Source organism: Serratia sp. TSA_130.1, from assembly GCF_052691795.1.
The window spans coordinates 167,363-185,142 of sequence record NZ_JBQZFS010000008.1 but is presented as its reverse complement, the minus strand read 5'-3'; the positions used below and the strand labels follow the sequence as shown (position 1 = coordinate 185,142).

Genomic DNA, 17,780 nt, shown 5'->3' with positions numbered 1-17,780 from the left:
GAGTGTAGCCGCATGGCGCGGTTGCGCGCGAGCAGGTGCGGGGGCGATAGGTGCCCCCGCCGGGTTTATTTGGTGGTGTAGCCGCCGTTGATCAGGATGGTTTGGCCGGTTATCCACCAGCCGTCGCTGACCAGATGACGGATGAACGGCACCACGTCTTCGATATCGGTCAGGCCGGTTTGGCTGAATGGCGACAGCGCCGCCGCCGTCTTGTGGTAGGCCACGGCGTCCGCGCCTTCCGCCGGGTAGAAGAACGGGGTATCCATCGGGCCGGGGCCGACCGCCGTCACGGAGATGCCGCGCTCGCCGAACTCCTTGGCGGCGGCGCGGGTGAAATGCTCCACCGGCGCTTTGGTGCCGGCGTAAGCGGCGTAGAACGGCGTGAAGGCGCCGAGCAGCGAGGTGACCAGCGTGCAGATTTTGCCGTTGTCGTTAAGGTGCTTACCCGCTTCTTTCAGGAAGAAGAACGCGGTTTTGGCGTTGACCGCAGTCATCTCGTCATACTCGGCTTCGCTGATGTCGATCAGCGGCTTTTTCAGCACCTTGCCGACGGTATTGATGGCGATATCCGGCTTGCCGACGGCGGCGACAGCATCGGCGAACAGCTTCTCGACCGCGCCCGCCGTGGTCAGATCGGCCTGCAGCGCGACGCCTTGCGCCCCGGCGGCCTGAATGGCGGCGACGGTTTTCTCCGCCTCGGTTTTGGAGGCGGCGCTGTTGTAGTGGATCACCACCGCTTTGGCGCCTTGCTCAGCCAAATCGCGCGCGATCAGCCCGCCGAGGTTCTTGGCGCCGCCGGCGATCAGGACGGTTTTTCCCTTGATTGAATGGTTTGCCATAACAGTTTCCTTGGATAAGCGTAACGGAAACCTGAGTCTAGCCAGCGTGGGGGGAAAGATCAGCGGCGCAGCGCGGGATAGACTATCCAGAAATGCGACATAATCGAAACGGATGGTTATCGCTTATAACGCCCCGGCAGGTGACTTTTCGGCACAGGGCGGTAAATTTTATCCACTGCTCAGGCCAGTTTGCGTTTCATTAACCTACAATGATGGATATGGGCCTCATCATTTCTCCTCTGAGTAGAACCATGCCGTGCAAATCTCATCGTGCGGTGCGGCAACGTCTTCGGAGGCGGTGGGTTATGGGCGTGGCCCGTGCAGGCAAAAAAAGGGGATGAGAGCGGTAAGCTCCAGCAGAGTATCGGGTAATGAGGTAGGGCGGTTGGACCCGGCGGATGGCCGCGGATAACAACGCCTTGAGGGGGCAATCATGATCAGTACCGTCGCGCTGTTTTGGGCCTTGTGTGTGGTGTGTGTGGTTAACATGGTGCGGTATTACTCTTCTCTGCGCGCGCTGCTGGTGGTATTGCGCGGCTGTGACCCGCTGCTGTACCAATATGTCGACGGCGGCGGTTTCTTTACCGCCCACGGCCAACCCAGCAAGCAGCTGAGGCTGGTGCGTTATATTTTCGCGCAGCGCTATGTCGAGCACCACGATCCGGAGTTTATTCGCCGCTGTGAGCGGGTGCGCGGGCAGTTTATGCTGACTTCGGCCCTGTGCGGCCTGGTGGTCATCTGCCTGATAGCGATGATGATTTGGTATTAATGCCTTTCTGTTTCCCTTGATGCAGGCAAAAAAAAAGGCGGCCATGCGGCCGCCTTCCTCATGATGCTTGTCGCTTAGATCAGCTTCAACGCGACCCAATACAGCGCACCGGAAAGCAGAATCGAGATTGGCAGGGTGAGCACCCAAGCCAACAGGATGTTCTTCACGGTTTTGCTCTGCACGCCGCCGCCGTCCACGATCATCGTCCCGGCAACCGCCGAAGAGAGAACGTGGGTGGTGGAGACCGGCATGCCGGTATAACTCGCCACGCCGATCGACAGCGCCGCGGTCATCTGGGCCGATACGCCCTGGGCGTAGGTCATGCCTTTCTTGCCGATCTTCTCGCCGATGGTGGTGGCTACGCGTTTCCAGCCCACCATGGTGCCGAGCGACAGCGCCAGCGCGACGGCGACGATGATCCACATCGGCGCGTACTCGACGGTCTGCAGCAGATCCTGACGCAGGTTCTTCAGGAAGCGCTGGTCGGCGGATGAGGTTTCCGGCAGCTTGGCGACTTTATCCGCCGTGTCGGTCACGCACATCAGCAGGCGGCGCAAATGGCTGCGCTGCTCAACCGTCAACTGATCGTAGCTTTGCAGGTTGGTCAGCATGCCCTGAGCCAGCTCGATCGCCGGCATGGCGCGCGAACTGTCGCAGTGGAACTCGGCCGGTTTGCCAGGCGTGGCTTCGTCATCCGGGCTTGGCACCAGCGGCGTCAACGACACCGCATGCGACAGCGCGTCGCCGTGCTGCTGGTAATATTGCTGCAGGTGGGTCACGGCGTCACGCGTACGGGTGATGTCATAACCGGTTGCATTCATATTGACCACGAAGCCGGCCGGGGCAACGCCGATCAACACCAGCATGATAAGGCCGATGCCTTTCTGACCGTCGTTGGCGCCGTGCGAGAAGCTGACGCCAATCGCCGACAGGATCAGCGCGATACGGGTCCAGAACGGCGGCTTGCGTTTGCCGTCGACCTTTTCACGTTCCGCTGGGGTCATGTGGATACGCTGGCGTTTCTTGGTGCCACTCCAATAGCGGCGCAAGGCGAACACCATTACTCCCGCCACCATCATGCCGACCAGCGGCGAGAACAGCAGAGAAAGGAAAATGCCAATCATTTTCGGGACGTTAAGCGCATCCACGACCGAAGTGTGGGTCATCAGGGCGTTGGTTAAACCGACACCGATGATTGCGCCTATCAGCGTATGGGAACTGGACGCCGGCAGACCGAAATACCAGGTGCCGAGGTTCCAGATGATTGCCGCCAACAGCATGGAGAAGACCATGGCTAATCCGTGTGCTGAACTGACGTTCAACAACAGATCGGTAGGCAACAAGTGGACGATGGCGTAAGCAACACTCAAACCGCCGAGCATTACGCCAAGAAAGTTGAACAAACCTGCCATCACGACCGCAAGTTGCGAGCGCATGGCGCGGGTATAAATAACTGTAGCGACCGCATTGGCCGTATCATGAAAACCGTTGATGGCTTCATAAAACAACACGAACAACAATGCGAGAATTAACATCAGGCCGGTATGGAAATCCAGGCCAGCGAACAAATGCAGCATAAGCGTTACGCCAGTTTGTGGACATGAACGCCGCGCATTATCAGTGACAACCGGTGCCGGGGAAAAGGAAAATATGACGTTTTTTTGATTTGGACATGACGAAATGGTGGCGTGTCTATAACAAAAATATGGAATATCAATGCGTTAATCTGCTCTGACCTCTGTAATATTTTCTTACTATGGCGTTGGCGGCGCGGGGGCTTTACAATCTGCCGCCGTGAATTTGGCGGTGACCGGCGGTGAAACGGCGTAATATGGCGCTCTTTTGTCGCGATTGTGGTTTTGATAAGTGAGGCTCAGGTGGAACAGTTTGATGTCGTAGTGATTGGGGCGGGCGCCGCCGGCATGTTTTGCGCCGCGCAGGCGGGGCAACTCGGTTGCCGCGTGTTGCTGCTCGACAACGGCAAAAAACCGGGCCGCAAGATCCTGATGTCCGGCGGCGGGCGCTGCAACTTCACCAACATGTACGCCGAACCGGCGGCCTATCTGTCGAACAACCCGCATTTTTGCAAGTCGGCGCTGGCGCGCTACACCCAGTGGGACTTCATCGATCTGATCAACCGTTACGGCATCGCCTACCATGAAAAAACGCTGGGGCAGCTGTTCTGCGACGATTCGGCGCAGCAGGTGGTGGATCTGCTGGTCAAAGAGTGCGAGCTGGGCCAGGTGACGATGCGCCTGCGCAGCGAAGTGCTGGGCGTGGAGAAAACCGAGAACGGCTACGCGCTGGCGCTGAATGGCGAAAAAGTAAGTGCTCGCTCACTTGTGGTGGCCAGCGGCGGATTATCCATGCCGGGGCTGGGCGCCTCGCCGTTCGGTTACAAGCTGGCGGAGCAGTTCGGCCTCAGGGTGCTGCCGACGCGCGCCGGGCTGGTGCCGTTTACCCTGCATAAGCCGCTGCTGGAGCATGTGCAAACGCTGTCCGGCGTGTCGGTGCCGGCGGTGATCACCGCCGAGAACGGCGTCAGCTTCCGTGAAAGCATCCTGTTCACCCATCGCGGCCTGTCCGGCCCGGCGGTATTGCAGCTGTCCAGCTACTGGCAACCGGGTGAGTATGTGAGCATTAACTTACTTCCTGAGCTTGATCTGGCGGGCTTCCTTGATGAACAGCGCCTGCAGCACCCTAACCAAAGCCTGAAAAACACCCTGGCGCTGCACTTGCCGAAGCGGCTGGTGGAATGCTTGCAGACCCTGGGACAACTGCCGGAGGCGACGCTGAAGCAGCTGAATGCGCCGCAGCAGGCGGCACTGGTGGATCTGTTGCAGAACTGGCGCGTGCAGCCGAACGGCACCGAGGGTTATCGCACGGCGGAGGTGACGCTCGGCGGCGTCGACACCAACGAACTTTCTTCCAAGACGATGGAAGCCCACAAGGCGCCGGGGCTCTATTTTATCGGCGAAGTGGTGGACGTGACCGGGTGGCTGGGCGGTTACAACTTCCAGTGGGCCTGGAGCTCGGCCTGGGCCTGCGCCCAGGCGCTGGCGGCGCAGGGGCGTTAAAACGCCGGTTGGCCTTGAAACGCGCCGGGTCACATCGACCCGGCATTGAGCTGACTCATTAATTTAATTTTAGTATCGCCGTCGAGAAAACTCGCCTCCAGCGCCTGTCGGTTGCTGCGGTTAAAATCGTCATCCTGCCAGCCGAAGGCGTCATGCAACAGCTGGTACTCCTTGTTCAGCGTGGTATCGACGACGGTGCGCGCATCGGTATTCACGTTTAGCCGCACCCCCCACTTTTTGAGCCGATCTATCGGATGATCGTCGATGCTGTCGAACAAATTGCAGGTGAGATTGCAGCTGGGGCAGATCTCGAGCAGGACGCCGGTGGCTACCAGGCGCTCGACGAGCGCAGGGTCCTCGATGCTTCTGACGCCGTGGCCGATGCGTGACACCTGCAGCCTATCTAGCGTTTCCCGCACGCTGTCGGGGCCTTTCGCCTCACCGGCGTGGGCGATGACGTTGCCGCCGGCGGCAAGCACGGTGCGAAAGGCCGCCACATGGTGGGTCAGCGGGTAACGTGCTTCATCGGCGGCCAAATCCAGCGCCACCACGCCGCTTCCCTGATAATCGATAACCAGCTTCGCCGTTTGCAGGCTGGCGGCCGCGTCGAAATGCCGCAGCGTGCATAGGATAAGCCCGGCGGCGATGCCGTAAGCCCGCGAGGCGTTATGCATGGCCGCCAGCACCGTCTCGACCACCGCTTCGCCGGTTAACCCCAGCCGGGTATGCAGCAGCGGCGCGAAGCGCAGCTCGGCATAGATGACATTATCCGCCGCCAACTGCGCGAATAAGTCCTCGACGGCCAGCGCTATCGCCTGGCTTGTCTGCAATAGATCTATTTGCGGCGCTATCTTGCTTAGAAAGTCCCCCAGATCGGCGCATCGTTTCGCCGCGACAAATTGCCGATTAAATGCCGTTCTGGTTATTTGCGGGTCGACCTTTTTTAAATAGTGGTAGCTTAAACAGGTATCCAAATGGACGTGTAATTCCACTTTCTTCAATTTTCTTGGATCGAATTTCATGCGGGTCACTTATTTCATTAACGGCTGAGATAACAACGAGAACAGTTTTTCTTTAAACAGGCCGGGCTTAATGCGGGTAATCACGCGCGCATTGGCCGGTTCGCCGGTAAGCTGAGTGGAATCGATGACGTAATGGCCGTAAGACCTCTCACTTTTATATTCTACCCATGAATACGCTTCCAGACTGGTCTCGACGATATCTGGATAGAGCGCCACCGCCATGGTGGTCGGATCGGGCAAATCAAACCCTTTGCGTTCGGTGCGCCGTGCGTTGAACGCCATCAGCGCGCGATTGCAGCGCACGGCAAAGCGTCCCAGTTCGCCGAGGTTATTCAATCGTTCTATATCGCGTTCGTCGATAAACGCTTCCCCCATGCCGATCTCCCAGCCGACGAGAGTGAGCGGCAGCCCGGCAGTGAGCACCAGATGCGCAGCCTCGGCGTCGGCGTAAAAATTAAATTCGGCCAGCGGGGTGATATTGCCGGGCGTCAGTCCGGAACCGCCCATGACATACACGCGCTTCACTTTTTCGGCCAGCGCGGGCGCTTTCAGCACCGCCATCGCGAGATTGGTCAGCGGCCCCAGGGTGACGATTTCCAGCTCGCCCTTGAGCCGTGCGGCGCAGTCGATGATGGCGTCCACGGCATGAACGGGTTCTACGGCCAAGCGTGGGGTCGGCAAGGCCATGTCGCCCATGCCGTCTTCACCGTGAATATGGTGCGAGTGATAGCGCGTGCGAAACAGTGGTTTCGCCATGCCGGCGTAAACCGGAGGAGCATAGGTTCCCGCTTTTTCCACGCAAATGAGCGCATTTTTGACGCAGTGTTCTAGCGGGCAGTTTCCGGCGACCGCGGTGATCGCTTCCACTTTCACGCCAGGTTCGCGCAACGCCATCAGCAGCGCAACGGCATCGTCGGAAGCGGTATCGGTGTCTATCAGAATGTGTCGCATGGCAATCTCCTCGTAGGGGGTACGGAGAAAATACCCAGGCGGCCCAAGGCAAAAAAGGTCAGATGTCCTTTTTCGTTCTGAAGCGCGTCGGCTATGCTGAACGCAGTCGAAAGCGAGGAGGCAAGACGTTTAAGGATGAGCCTTGGGAGTGAATCGCCTTGAAAACGGTCGGTGACAGCAAGCTAAAAGAAGCGTTCATTGAGGTTCACGATCTGCAAACGGCGCTTTCGCCCACGCTGCTCGCCGCACTGCGCCTGGTGAGCGTCGAAGCCGGCGAATACCTGGTGACGCAAAGCGATCGTTTGACCCACCTGTTTTTTCTCGTGCAGGGAAAATTGCAGGTTGAGAATTTTGATGTGAATGGCGCGCACATTGTCTTTTCCTTCGAAACGGATTTCTCGGTAATTGGCGATCTGGAGCTGTTCTCCCAGGCGCAGCGCACGCTGTTCAGCACCGTGCAGGCGGTGACCGACGCGCTGCTTCTCGCGGCACCGATAGAGGTCATCAACAATCACGCCCTGAGCGACCCGGCATTCCTCACCTTTATCTGCCGGCAATTGAGCAATAAGCTGCTGAATTCCTCCTTGCTGCATGCGAACGGCGTTTTGACGGCGGAATATAAACTGCGAAAATTTTTATTATTCAAGGTAAAGAGCGAAGGGGAGTTGATTGAGCTGGAAAACCGGGAGGCGCTGGCGGCGAGATTGGGCATCTCCGTCAGACAACTGAGCCGCGCGCTGGCGCAGCTCGCGGCGGAAGGCATCATTCAGTTTAAAAACAAATCACTGCGGGTGACCGATCGCCAACGGCTGTCCGCTATCGAAGGTAACCAAAGCGGTTAATCGAGCGCCGGCCCTTTCAATTCCACGCGATTGCCGTCCGGATCGCTGAAATAAATCGACGGCCCGTCGCCTTCCGCGCCGTAGCGCGATTCGGCGGGATCCGCGTCGATCCCCTGCGATCGCAGGTAGGTCAACAACGCGTCTTCGTTGAACGGATCGATGCGCAGGCAGACGTGATCGACATTTTGCCGATGAAGATCGGGCGCTTCGCCGCCTTTTTTCCCCAGCACGCCGTTGACGTCCACCAGGTCGATCATGGAGGCGCCGGCGCGCAGGTGCACCAGCCCCAAATCCGGCCGCTGTTTGGCGATATCACAACCGATGACCTGGGTATAAAAACGCAGGCTGTTCTGCATATCGCGCACGCGCAGAACCACATGATCCAACTGTTGCAGGTTGAAAGGGCGCACGGTCATCTCCTCAAATGAACATCTCCTTTACAGCATAAGCGGCGATGGCGGATTTATCCTGTTTCGCGGCGTTGCCGCTTCGCGCGGCCAAACCAAAAAAAAACGGCCGATGGGTGCAGCCATCGGCCGTGGGGCTTGAGTGTTCAAGCGTTAACGAGGGAAGTTACCGCTCAGCGCATCCAGGCCGCCCTGGTAGATGTCGCTGAACAGGGCGATGGCCTCGTCGTCGCTGATGTTGACCGGCGTGAAGCTGCCCGACCATTCCACGCGCGCCACGTTGGCGTCGTCGGTGGCGTGCACTGACAGGGTGGACAGGTAATTCACCACCGGGAACGGCGCCTGCATGATGGAGTAGCTGTAGCTGCGTTGACGGTTATCGAACGCTTCCAGCCGCTCGATGACGGTGCCGCCGTCGGCGGTGGTCAAAGTGCGCACGCGGCCGCCTTGCGAAATGACGCTTTTCGGAATGAACGGCAGCCAGTCAGGCAGGGCGTCGAAGCCGCCGATCAGTTGCCATACGGTGTCGGCGGATGCCGGGATGTCCATTGAGACGGATGTAGTAGCCATTTTCTTTCTCTCTTAATATCGGTTTCGGGTACAGGGTTACATTGCCAGCGTGTCTACGACGCCGCCGTCGACGCGCAGCGCCGCGCCGGTGGTGGCCGAAGACAGCGGAGACGCGAGGTAAACGGCCAGGTTGGCCACTTCATCGACGTCCGCCGCGCGCTGAATGATGGAGCTTGGGCGTTCGGTTTTAACGAACTCGTCGGCCTGATCGCGGGCGCTGCGCCCGGATTTGGCCGCCGCATCCGCCAGCATGTCTTGCAGGCCTTCGGTAAAGGTTGGCCCCGGCAGGATGGCGTTGACCGTCACGCCGGTGCCGGCGAGGCGTTTCGCCAGGCCGTGAGACACCGCCAGGTTGGCGCTTTTGGTGACGCCGTAGTTGATCATGTCCGCCGGGATGGCGACGCCGGATTCGGACGACACGAAAATAATGCGTCCCCAACCCTGCTCGGTCATGCTCTGCGCATAGTGGCGCGCCAGCCGCACGCCTGAGAGGACGTTGACGTTATAGAAGTGCATCCACTCGCTGTCGGGCACGGTAAAGAAGTCGTTATCGTTGAAAATGCCCAGGTTGTTGATCAGCACGTCGGCTCTCGGTTCCGCGGCGAACAGGGTTGCAGCCCCGTGTTCCGTCCCGAGATCGGCGACCACGCCGCGCACCTGCGCGCCGGGCACGTTGGCGCTGATGTCGGCGATGGCGTTATCGACCCCGGCTTTCTGACGGCCGACGATCACCACGGTGGCGCCCGTTTTGGCGAGCCCGCGTGCGATGCCGAGGCCGATGCCAGAGGTGGAGCCGCTGACGACGGCGACTTTGCCTGAAAGATCCAGTTTCATCATGTATCTCATCGAGTTAATGGGGGTAATGGGGCCATGCGGCCCCATAAAACTTAACGAATCGGCAGCGGCGCGTTGTCGGCCACCAGTTTCTGACGGCGCATTTCGGCCCAGAATTCAGCCGGGATAACGGCGTCCAGCGCGGCCAGATCTTCGGCCATCCGGCCAGGGCGGCTCGAACCGGGGATCACGGCGGCGACCGCCGGGTTAGCCAGCGAGAACTGCAGCGCGGCGGCTTTGATGTCGACCTGGAAGCGAGCGGCGATCGCTTTGATTTGCGCCACTTTCGCCAGCACCGCCGGGGATGCTTTCTGGTATTCGTAGTGCTCGCCACCGGCCAGCACGCCGGAGTTGTAAGGGCCGCCGACGACAATGTCGACGTTGCTCGCCAGGGCTTCCGGCATCAAACGTTGCAGCGCGCGTTCATGATCCAGCAGGCTGTAACGGCCGGCCAGCAGGAAGGCGTCCGGCTGCGTTTCGCTCAGGCCCAGCGCCAGTTCGCAAGGCTCGACGCGGTTGACGCCGAGGCCCCAGGCCTTGATCACCCCTTCTTCACGCAGACGGGTCAGCGCGCGGAAAGCGCCGGTGCGGGCGATGTTGAACTGTTCAATCCAGTTGTCGCCGTAGAAATCCTGGGCCGGATCGTGGATCCAGACGATATCCAGGCGGTCGGTTTTCAGGCGCTTCAGGCTGTCTTCGATGGAACGCAGCGTGGCGTCGGCGGAGTAGTCGTTGACTATTTTGTTCTTCAAGCCGTGTTCGAACAAACCGCCTTTCTCGCCCAGATCGCGGGCGGAAGTGTCTTCTTCTTCGTCCAGCATGATGCGGCCCACTTTGGTGCTCAGCACATACTCATCGCGTGGGTAGTGCGACAGCACTTCACCCATGCGGATTTCCGACAGGCCGGAACCGTAGAGCGGCGCGGTGTCGAAGTAGCGGATGCCCAGATCCCAGGCGCCGCTGACGGTGGCTTGCACGTCGTCTTGCGGGATGTTGCGGAACATATTGCCGAGCGGTGCGCCGCCCAAACCGATCTTGCCGGGTAAAATATTTCTGATGCTCATGTCAGGTCCTCAATACGTTATCTTTTCAGGGAAATTGGGGGGCGCACAGTGCGTCTGCCCCGTCACGAGGCTAAAGATAGCGTGGCAAGTTGTGACTTGATAGGACATAATTTGTCTAAGTTAAGTCCTTTGAGGTCTCACATGATCGATTTACGTCAGTTGAAATACTTCGTCGCGGTGGCGGAAGAGGAGCACGTCGGCCGCGCTGCCGAACGGCTGCACATTTCCCAGTCGCCGCTGAGCCGGCAGATTTCCCAGCTTGAGGAACGTCTCGGATTGATGCTGTTTGAGCGCAATCAGCAGCGCATTCGCCTGACCGCTGACGGCCAGACGTTTCTGGCCGAAACCCGCGCGCTGTTGACGCACGCCAACCGGCTCGAATCGCTCGGACGCCGCCTGGGGCGGGGTGAAGACGGTGGGCTGTGCATCGGCTATATCGAAAATGCGATGCACTCCGGCGTCTTGTCGAACGCCTTGCGGTCGCTGCGGGTGTCCCGGCCGGATGTGCACATCGTGCTTTACAGCCAGCCTTCTTCCATGCAGTTGGAAGGGCTGCGGCAGCGTAGCCTGGACGTGGCGCTGGTCAATACGGCGCCGGATCGCGACGATCAGGATTTGAACTATACGCAGGTGTTGGACGATCGCATGTTGCTGGCCCTGCCGCAGACGCATCCGCTGGCGGACAGGGAAACGCTGCAGCCGGCGGATCTCACCGATCAGGCCTGGATCTCGGTGATCCACAAAGAGGATGCCCATTCGCGCGACGACTTCGTGGCGGCCTGCGTGAAGGCCGGGTTCGATCCGGATATTCGGCTGGAAGCGGGCGAGCCGCTGACGGCGTTGGGGCTGGTCGCCGCCGGGTTGGGGATGACGCTTATCCAGCACAGCCTGCGGCATAACGCGCCGCAAGGCGTGGTGCTGCGCGAGCTGCCCTGGATGCAATACACCACGCAGCTGTGGGCAGTGTGGCACAAGGCCAACCTGCGCCCGCTGGTCACCCACTTTCGCGAAGTGATGTCGGCCGGGCCGGCCTGCCACTGATCGCGCGGCGGCGTCCGGCCCGGATGGCGCCTGCTACGGCGCAGCGCGCAGGGCCGCGACGATCGCCGCCAGGTCGGCGCGCTGCTCGTCTGCCAGCGCGGGCTGCGCCTGCGCGGCATTCTCCGCCAGCAGGGTTTGCAGGCCGATCAGCCAGTCATAGATATAAAACGCGGTATTTTTGGTCGGCGTCGGCGCCAGCCGGGTTAGCCGCTGCTGGCCACTCCAGTCCACCGCCGGCTGCGGCGGCGGGGTAAAGATCGGCTGGCCGGGATTGACGCGGCTCTCGGGGCGCGTGGCCGCGTCGCGCCGCTGGAAGCCGAGCCAGGCGACGAAGTCGCCCAGTAGCGCCAGCGCCTGGCTGATCTGCCGATCTTCACCCTGTTCCGGCAAGCTCCCGGCGCACAGCGCGCGCTCCAGTTCGTCGTCGAGCCGCAGGCGGCAGGCGGCGCCGATCAGCGCATCGACCAGCAGTTCGAGGTGCGGCCTGTCGACGCCGAGCAGATCCAGCAACCGGCGGCTGTCAGGCAGCGCGCGCAGATGGTTGACCCAGTCGGCGAAGATCCGCGCGGCGAAAGGCGATGCGGGCTGCTCGCCGGGCGCCGCAGGGTCTTGCGCACCGAACAGATCGATATCCAGCCCAAACGGCGAAGGCGGCGTCGTCTGGGACGGCGTCGTATGCTGCTGTTGCTGATAAAGCTGGCGCAGCGTATCGCGCTGGGGCAGCAACCGTTCCAGCAGTTCGCCGTGGCGGCCGGCCTGCGCCTGCAACGCGCGCAACAGCTGCTGGGCGCGTTGCTGCGCCGCGTGCGGATCGGCGACGGAGAGCCAGTTGCCGAGCAGGCTTTCCGTCAGTTCGCGCTGCAACTCTTCACGCTGTTCGAGCAAGCGCGCTTGTTTGTGGGCCGGGCGCGCCTGTGCAGCCAGGTAGTTCACCATCCGGCGGCAGTCCTGTTCATCCAGCGCCAGCAGCGTGGCCCAGCTGTCGCCGGGCTCGCCGACCTGACGCTGGACGGCATCGTCGGGCCGCGCTTTGCCTTCCTGACGCAGGTCGAACGGCGTGATCGCCCAGATTAAACCGGGCTTGCGGCGCTGGCGCAGCGCCGGGGTTTCCCCCTGGGTGTGGTTGACCCAATCGGCGAGCGCCTGGCCGACGCGCGCGGTGTCCTGCGGCGTGGCGGCGGCATCGGTCACCAGCAGCAGGCTGGCGTGCAGGCCGTCGGCGCAACGGGCCAGTAAATGGGCGCGCTTCGCCTGCTGCAGACGCTGCGCCGGCTCCGCCTGCGGACAGATGCGGCTGCCGGGCAGGTCGATCAGCGCCACGTCGGCGGGCAAGCCTGCCTGCGTCGTCTGCGGCAGCAGGGTGGTCAATTCTGCGGTCAGCCAGGCCAGATCGCTCAGTGCGATCTCCCGTTCATCGCCGTTTTCGGTCATGACGGCGATCGTGGCGTTTTCCGGTGCGGCGCTTGCGGTCAGCAGCGCCAACGCGCGGCGCGGGGCATGAACCCGTCTGCTGCCGTCGAGGGTATGCAGTGCGTGCGCCAGCTGGCGGTAACGCGCCGTCAGCGTCGCTTCCTCTCCCCACAGCGGCGCAAACAGGCGCGCGCGGTCATCGATGCTCAACTGCGGCGGCGTCAATCGTCATGGCCAACCACTGCGCTTCATCGAGCAAGGCGAGGGCGATCGGATAATCGGCGGGCCCCGCCTCGGCCGCCGTGCAGTAGCGCACCGCGAGCGAAAGGTCCGCGTCGAAGCGCTTCGCGCCGGGCGCCAGCGCCGCCAACAGATGGGCTTTGGCGGCGGCGTTGTGGCCATATAAACCGATGGCGACCTGCGCAGGCCGTGTGTTTTCCAACAGTGCGGCGCGGTTATGGCAACGCCGCAAACGCTGTATCAGTCGATCGGCTTCCCGCTCCAGGCGGGCGGAGTGATGGCGTGCGGCGTCCACCCAGTCGATCGCCTGCAAAATGCCGGCGCTGAGCGCGTTATTCGGAGCCGCTGGGGCGAGGGTTTGCGTGTTCATCGTGGGTAAATGCTCCCGCTGTCTATCCAGTAGTGGGTCGCACCGGAGGCGCTGGCAGCCAGGGTATTGAGTTTCAGTTGCAGGTGGTGCGCCGGGACGGGGCTGCCGTCGGCCAGCAGCGCCTGGGCGATCTTGACGCTCTCGGCGCCCTGCTCGGCGCTGGCGGTGATGGCCAGCCGCAGGCCGATCACCGCGTCGCCGGCCAGCTTGCGCGCCAACTGGGCGTCATTGATGGTCAGCGTATAGAGCGGCGAGGCCGGCCAGCGTTCGTTGTCCAGCTGGCGGAAGCCCAGACGCAGCGGGCCGCGCAGCTGGAAGCTGCCGGCGGGATCGAGCGCGAAATCGGCGCGATCCAGATCGATGTCGCGGTAATAGACGTTATCGTCCGCCAGCATGTTGTTGCCGTCCAGCATGCCCAGATAGCGAATGGTGGAGTAGGGCTGGAAATCGCCGACGTTGAAGTAAAAGCTCTCCAGCCGCAGATCGATCGCCAGCAGGCACAGCATGGCGCCCACGGCAGCGGTGGATTTCGGGTTGTCGATGCGGCCGCGTTTGTTGAACGGGTACCAGCTGCGGGTGTGGTAGCCCTCGAGCGGCAGAATGCGGCTGGCGGGCAGCGGCTGCAGGTGGCGCAGCAGCGCCTGCACGCCGGGGAAGCGCGCCGGGCGGCCGGTCAGCAGCAACACGTCGCAGGTGTACAGCGCCACCACTTCGGCCAGCAGGCGCAGACAGCGGCCGATGCCGATGCGATCGGACAAGAAAGCGGCGTGCAGGTCGGCCAGACGGATCACCAGCGGGGTGTGCAGGATATCGAAGGCGTCGCTGTCGGCTTCGCGCTGCACTTCGCCGTTGATAAACGCCAGCACCTGCGGCGTCGGCCGCTGCGGCAGCAGATCGCCGAGGCCGGCGGCGATTTCCGCGCGGCTGTCCAGCGGATCGTACTGCTCATAGGCGGCGAGCAGCGCGCGTCCGGCGGGCATGAAGATCTGCAGCGCGGCCTGCTGACGCAGGGTGGAAAGCCCGTCCATGCGCCCTTCGTTGCCGAACAGTTTGTCCATCAGCGCCGCAGCGGCGCTCACGCCGGCGGCCTCGAACGCCTGTTGCACGGCGGGCAAGACAAACTGCTGGATGATGTCCAGCAAGATATCGTCGCCGGCGACCTTAAAGCCCTCGCGGAACAGCAGGCGCGGGTTGATTTTGATGTTGTTGCCTACGCCGTCATCGAGCGAGTAGTGCGTGATCGCCAGATCGGTGGTGCCGCCGCCGATGTCGATGGAGGCGATGCGCAGCGTCTTGCCGGGCTGTTCACCCGGCGCCAGCGGCCGATCGGGCCGCGCCATGGCGGCAAAGAAGGCGTCGGTGCGGCCGGCGAAGTTCACCTGGGTTTCGTTGTACAGATAGACCATCTGGCCGCAGGTGGCTTCGTCCCACTCGATCTGCACCTGCGGCGCCGGGAAGCGAGTGTGCGCGCCGTCGAACGGCGCATCCTGCGGGTGCCAGCCGAGGGCTTTCCACACCAGCCCGATCGCTTCCTGCATGCGGCGGCGGAAGATCTCCCGCTCCGGCTTCGGCATCGCCGACGGCAGCGTCAGGATGATGGCGCGTAAACGGCGCGGGGCGGCGGCGTTCGGCATGCGGCTGCGCTGGGCGATGCTGTTGATCTGCATCAGCGCCTGCGCCAACAGCTCGCTCAGCATCAGGCTCATCACCGCGCTGCGGCTGTAATGGGCGGCGAACACCGGCAGCCGTTCGGCCGTCGGCAAGGCGGACAGCGGCACGCCCTCGTCGTTGATCAAGGTGGTCAACGGCGCGGCGGCGGCCATCGGCTCGTGCCGCTCGTTGAAGCGCCAGCCGGGCGCATAGCGCTCTTCGTCCCACAGATAGCGGCGCGGGCTGGAGATGCCGGTGGTGCCTTCATGCCCTTCGCGTCGCTGCGCCAATTGCGCGGCTTCACGGCCGATGCGGGTGATGGACGGCCATTGGAAGGCGTCGTCGCGTCCGCTCTGGAAGGACAGATGCGGCTTGCCGAACGCGGCCCGAGAAAATTCCACCCGGCTCTCGAACAGTTCGTTGTAGACGCAGTGCGGTTCGGACAGCGAACGCAGCTGCAGCTCATAGGTTTGCTTCAGGCCGTTGCTCTCTTCCGGATGGTCTTCGACCAGCACGCCGCAGGTGTGAGAATTGCCGACGTCCAGCACCAGATCGACGTCGATCGCCGGCTGTTGCAGCGTCGCCGCCGCCATTTTTATCTGCGGCACCGTCAGCTGATGGCCGAGCATGTGCAACAGGTTGAGGTAGTGCGCCTGATACTCGAAGGTTTTCAGCCCGGCGTTGATCTCCGCCTCGGCGCGCTGTTCCCGCTCGGCGGCGCGCTGGCTGAACGCCTCGCGCAGCCAGCCGTCCACCCAGGTCAGATCGAGGAACTCGCCCAGCTCGTGGTTGCGGTGCGCCAGCGCGAAGCTCAGATCGGCGCCGAGATCGCTCTTGCCCGGCGCCAACGCTTCCTGGCCGGGCGCGGCGGCGCGGGTATCGAAGGCCAGCACCACCCGCAGCAGGTTGCCGTCCTGATCCGGTTCATCCAGTTGCACCACCTGCAGGCGAGCCCAGTTATCCGGGCCTGACAAAAATATCCCCGAGGCGGTATAGCGCAAGAACGGCAACGGCAGCCAGAGCTTATCCAGCAGGCGCAGCGACTGCTGCAGCGGGTAGCTGAACTCCGGCCGCACCACTTCGGCGGCTTGCCCGCCCTCGGCCGGCAGCTGATATTTGCCGCTCTCGGCCTCCCATTGCAGGCGCAGCAGCGGGCCGCTGGCGGTCTTGCGCACGAATTTGCCGGGAAACTCGGCGTCCAGCCGCGGGGTCAGGGCAAAGTCCATAAACTGAATGCCGCTGTCCTGAATCAGCGTAATGCCGTGTTTGTAGTCCGTAAGGGGTGCCAGCATCATTTACTCTCGCGCTTGAACGTCATGGGATAGGTGGTGTCCGCATCGTAGCGGCCGGTGCATTCCGCGGCCCCGGTCTCGCCCTGGCGGCAGACGATTTCCGGGATCTGGTAGCGGCTGCCGTCGCTGCAGCGCGCTTTGGTGCGGCTGTTGATCACCAGATTGCCGGACTGCATCAGCCCGGCCTCGACCGCCACCCGGCAGGTGACGCCGTCGCCGTAGGCGATGACGGCGCTGCCTTTGCCCGCGTTCAGGCGGTATTGCAGGCTGGGGCGCTTGCCGGTGATCGGATCTTTCAGCGCCACCGTGGCGCGCCATTTGCCGTTAAGGAAACGGGTGGAGCCGGCCTTCACCGCCTCGGGCGGCAGCACCAGCGCATTTTTGTCCGCCGGCTGCGGGATGACCGGCGCCGGGGGCGGCGGCATCAGCGTGGCGTGCGCCAGCGGCAAGCGCAGCTCAGGCAACGGCGCGGCGGTTTTTTCCGGCGGTGCCGGAGGGCGCACCTCAGCCGGCATCGCCGGTTGCGGCGGCGGTGAGCGGTGCAGCCAGGCGGCCAGCGCCGCGCTGCCTAGCAGCAGTACCGGCAACAGCCACAGCGCGTGGCGTCGACGCGGGCGAACAACGGCGGGGGATTCGGCGGGCGTCGTCGGGGCGGGCACCGGTTCAGGCTCGGCGGCCGGGGCCGGTTTTACCGGTTCGACAACGGCCGGTTTGCGCGGCGCGGCGGCGATCGGCGCCTGTTTTTCCACTTCCGATTCGAGCGGGCGCAGGCAGGCTAACGGATCGTCCGGGCTCTGCGCCTGCGGTTTGATAAAGCCCCAAAAGGTCAGCACCGGCCGATCGTCCACCAGGTAGACGTGGTTGGGATCGGGAATGTGCATCGCTTTGGCCAGCAGCGCGCCGAACAGGCGGTGGCTGGGGTGATCGGTCGCCCGGGTCTGTTCGGTCAGGCTGCGGAAGGTCGCCAGACAGTGTTCCAGGTGGCGCACCGCCTGCGCGCGCTGGGCATCGCTTGCCGCCAGCCAGGAGGTCACCTTGCCCGGAAAGGGCGCATACCAGTCGATGCGCGTGCCGCTTTCGTTCGGCTGGGGGATCGCCAGACAGTCGGCGGCCTGCTGCTGTCGGCGAAGACGCAGGGTTTCCCCCAGCTGCTGCGCGCAGGCGTAGATCGGTTGCCCGTTTTCGCCTAAAGCCAGCACATCATCCAAACTGCCACTGCGTAAGAAGGGTTTCACCACGGCGCCGCACCTTGTCCTGTTCTGCAAAAACGCATAAAAGTCCATGATACCCCGCCGGCGATGCCGCCAAACGGCCAAGGACAGCCCGAAAAACGCCCTTCTTTGGCGTTAGCGGCGCACTTTGGCAACCGGCACAGTGAAAATCTCGCTATCTGGACCTGTCT

The 17,780-nt window shown here is 62.5% G+C and carries 16 protein-coding genes; 4 read left to right on the top strand and 12 right to left on the bottom strand.

The genetic code is table 11. From position 1 onward, the window contains the following. Window positions 1-65: 65 nt before the first annotated feature. Window positions 66-839 (bottom strand): SDR family oxidoreductase, encoded by a 774-nt coding sequence (locus tag ACUTQY_RS22595; RefSeq protein WP_033645349.1) that lies wholly within the window; start codon window positions 837-839, stop codon window positions 66-68. Between the two features lie 433 nt (window positions 840-1,272). Between ACUTQY_RS22595 and uspB the strand changes: the two genes are divergently transcribed. Continuing rightward, on the top strand, window positions 1,273-1,608 hold the full coding sequence (gene uspB, locus ACUTQY_RS22590) for a universal stress protein UspB (protein WP_004930978.1): 336 nt from the start codon (window positions 1,273-1,275) through the stop codon (window positions 1,606-1,608). 74 nt (window positions 1,609-1,682) lie between these two features. Here the strand turns inward: uspB and pitA are convergent, their stop codons facing one another. Beyond that, complete coding sequence (gene pitA / locus ACUTQY_RS22585; RefSeq protein ID WP_033645348.1) at window positions 1,683-3,185, bottom strand: inorganic phosphate transporter PitA; 1,503 nt, start codon at window positions 3,183-3,185, stop codon at window positions 1,683-1,685. A 300-nt stretch (window positions 3,186-3,485) separates the two neighbouring features. On the opposite strand from pitA, the gene ACUTQY_RS22580 reads away from it, so the two are divergent. Further along, window positions 3,486-4,685: a BaiN/RdsA family NAD(P)/FAD-dependent oxidoreductase gene (locus ACUTQY_RS22580; RefSeq protein ID WP_033645347.1), complete on the top strand. Its 1,200-nt coding sequence runs from the start codon at window positions 3,486-3,488 to the stop codon at window positions 4,683-4,685. A 29-nt stretch (window positions 4,686-4,714) separates the two neighbouring features. Here the strand turns inward: ACUTQY_RS22580 and add are convergent, their stop codons facing one another. Together add and ACUTQY_RS22570 are read right to left on the bottom strand one after the other, a co-directional pair. Further along, a complete protein-coding gene (gene add, locus ACUTQY_RS22575) occupies window positions 4,715-5,707 on the bottom strand; it encodes an adenosine deaminase (RefSeq protein WP_046688558.1) in 993 nt (330 codons plus the stop codon). 9 nt (window positions 5,708-5,716) lie between these two features. Further along, window positions 5,717-6,658 carry a nucleoside hydrolase gene (locus tag ACUTQY_RS22570; protein WP_033645346.1) on the bottom strand — a complete coding sequence of 314 codons (942 nt, stop codon included), beginning with the start codon at window positions 6,656-6,658 and terminating at the stop codon, window positions 5,717-5,719. 158 nt (window positions 6,659-6,816) lie between these two features. Between ACUTQY_RS22570 and ACUTQY_RS22565 the strand changes: the two genes are divergently transcribed. Then, entirely contained in the window at window positions 6,817-7,500 is a 684-nt protein-coding gene (locus tag ACUTQY_RS22565; RefSeq protein WP_033645345.1) for a Crp/Fnr family transcriptional regulator, read from the top strand. On the opposite strand, the gene ACUTQY_RS22560 is transcribed toward ACUTQY_RS22565, so the two are convergent. The 4 genes from ACUTQY_RS22560 to ACUTQY_RS22545 all read right to left on the bottom strand — a co-directional run bounded on the left by ACUTQY_RS22560 (window position 7,497) and on the right by ACUTQY_RS22545 (window position 10,375). Then, complete coding sequence (locus ACUTQY_RS22560) at window positions 7,497-7,916, bottom strand: VOC family protein (RefSeq protein ID WP_033645344.1); 420 nt, start codon at window positions 7,914-7,916, stop codon at window positions 7,497-7,499. The genes ACUTQY_RS22565 and ACUTQY_RS22560 overlap by 4 nt on opposite strands. 144 nt (window positions 7,917-8,060) lie before the next feature. Next, complete coding sequence (locus ACUTQY_RS22555; protein WP_033645343.1) at window positions 8,061-8,477, bottom strand: SRPBCC family protein; 417 nt, start codon at window positions 8,475-8,477, stop codon at window positions 8,061-8,063. A gap of 36 nt (window positions 8,478-8,513) precedes the next feature. After that, entirely contained in the window at window positions 8,514-9,311 is a 798-nt protein-coding gene (locus ACUTQY_RS22550) for an SDR family NAD(P)-dependent oxidoreductase (RefSeq protein ID WP_033645342.1), read from the bottom strand. A 53-nt stretch (window positions 9,312-9,364) separates the two neighbouring features. Continuing rightward, window positions 9,365-10,375: an aldo/keto reductase gene (locus ACUTQY_RS22545; protein ID WP_096242669.1), complete on the bottom strand. Its 1,011-nt coding sequence runs from the start codon at window positions 10,373-10,375 to the stop codon at window positions 9,365-9,367. Between the two features lie 141 nt (window positions 10,376-10,516). Here ACUTQY_RS22545 and ACUTQY_RS22540 point away from each other — a divergent pair, with 141 nt between their 5' ends. Beyond that, window positions 10,517-11,416, top strand: a complete 900-nt coding sequence (locus tag ACUTQY_RS22540; RefSeq protein ID WP_046687946.1) for a LysR substrate-binding domain-containing protein — start codon at window positions 10,517-10,519, stop codon at window positions 11,414-11,416. Between the two features lie 33 nt (window positions 11,417-11,449). Here ACUTQY_RS22540 and ACUTQY_RS22535 read toward each other — a convergent pair whose 3' ends face one another. The 4 genes from ACUTQY_RS22535 to ACUTQY_RS22520 are packed head-to-tail and all read right to left on the bottom strand — an operon-like array spanning window position 11,450 to window position 17,616. Beyond that, window positions 11,450-13,036 carry a virulence factor SrfC family protein gene (locus ACUTQY_RS22535; protein ID WP_445583316.1) on the bottom strand — a complete coding sequence of 529 codons (1,587 nt, stop codon included), beginning with the start codon at window positions 13,034-13,036 and terminating at the stop codon, window positions 11,450-11,452. Next, window positions 13,023-13,436 (bottom strand): virulence factor SrfC family protein, encoded by a 414-nt coding sequence (locus ACUTQY_RS22530; RefSeq protein ID WP_445583315.1) that lies wholly within the window; start codon window positions 13,434-13,436, stop codon window positions 13,023-13,025. The genes ACUTQY_RS22535 and ACUTQY_RS22530 overlap by 14 nt, the downstream gene beginning before the upstream one ends. Beyond that, window positions 13,433-16,378, bottom strand: coding sequence for a virulence factor SrfB (locus ACUTQY_RS22525; RefSeq protein ID WP_046688557.1), 2,946 nt, complete (start codon window positions 16,376-16,378; stop codon window positions 13,433-13,435). The genes ACUTQY_RS22530 and ACUTQY_RS22525 overlap by 4 nt, the downstream gene beginning before the upstream one ends. After that, complete coding sequence (locus ACUTQY_RS22520) at window positions 16,378-17,616, bottom strand: SrfA family protein (protein ID WP_342188393.1); 1,239 nt, start codon at window positions 17,614-17,616, stop codon at window positions 16,378-16,380. Before ACUTQY_RS22520 ends, ACUTQY_RS22525 begins: the two co-directional genes overlap by 1 nt. Between the last annotated feature and the right edge of the window lie 164 nt (window positions 17,617-17,780).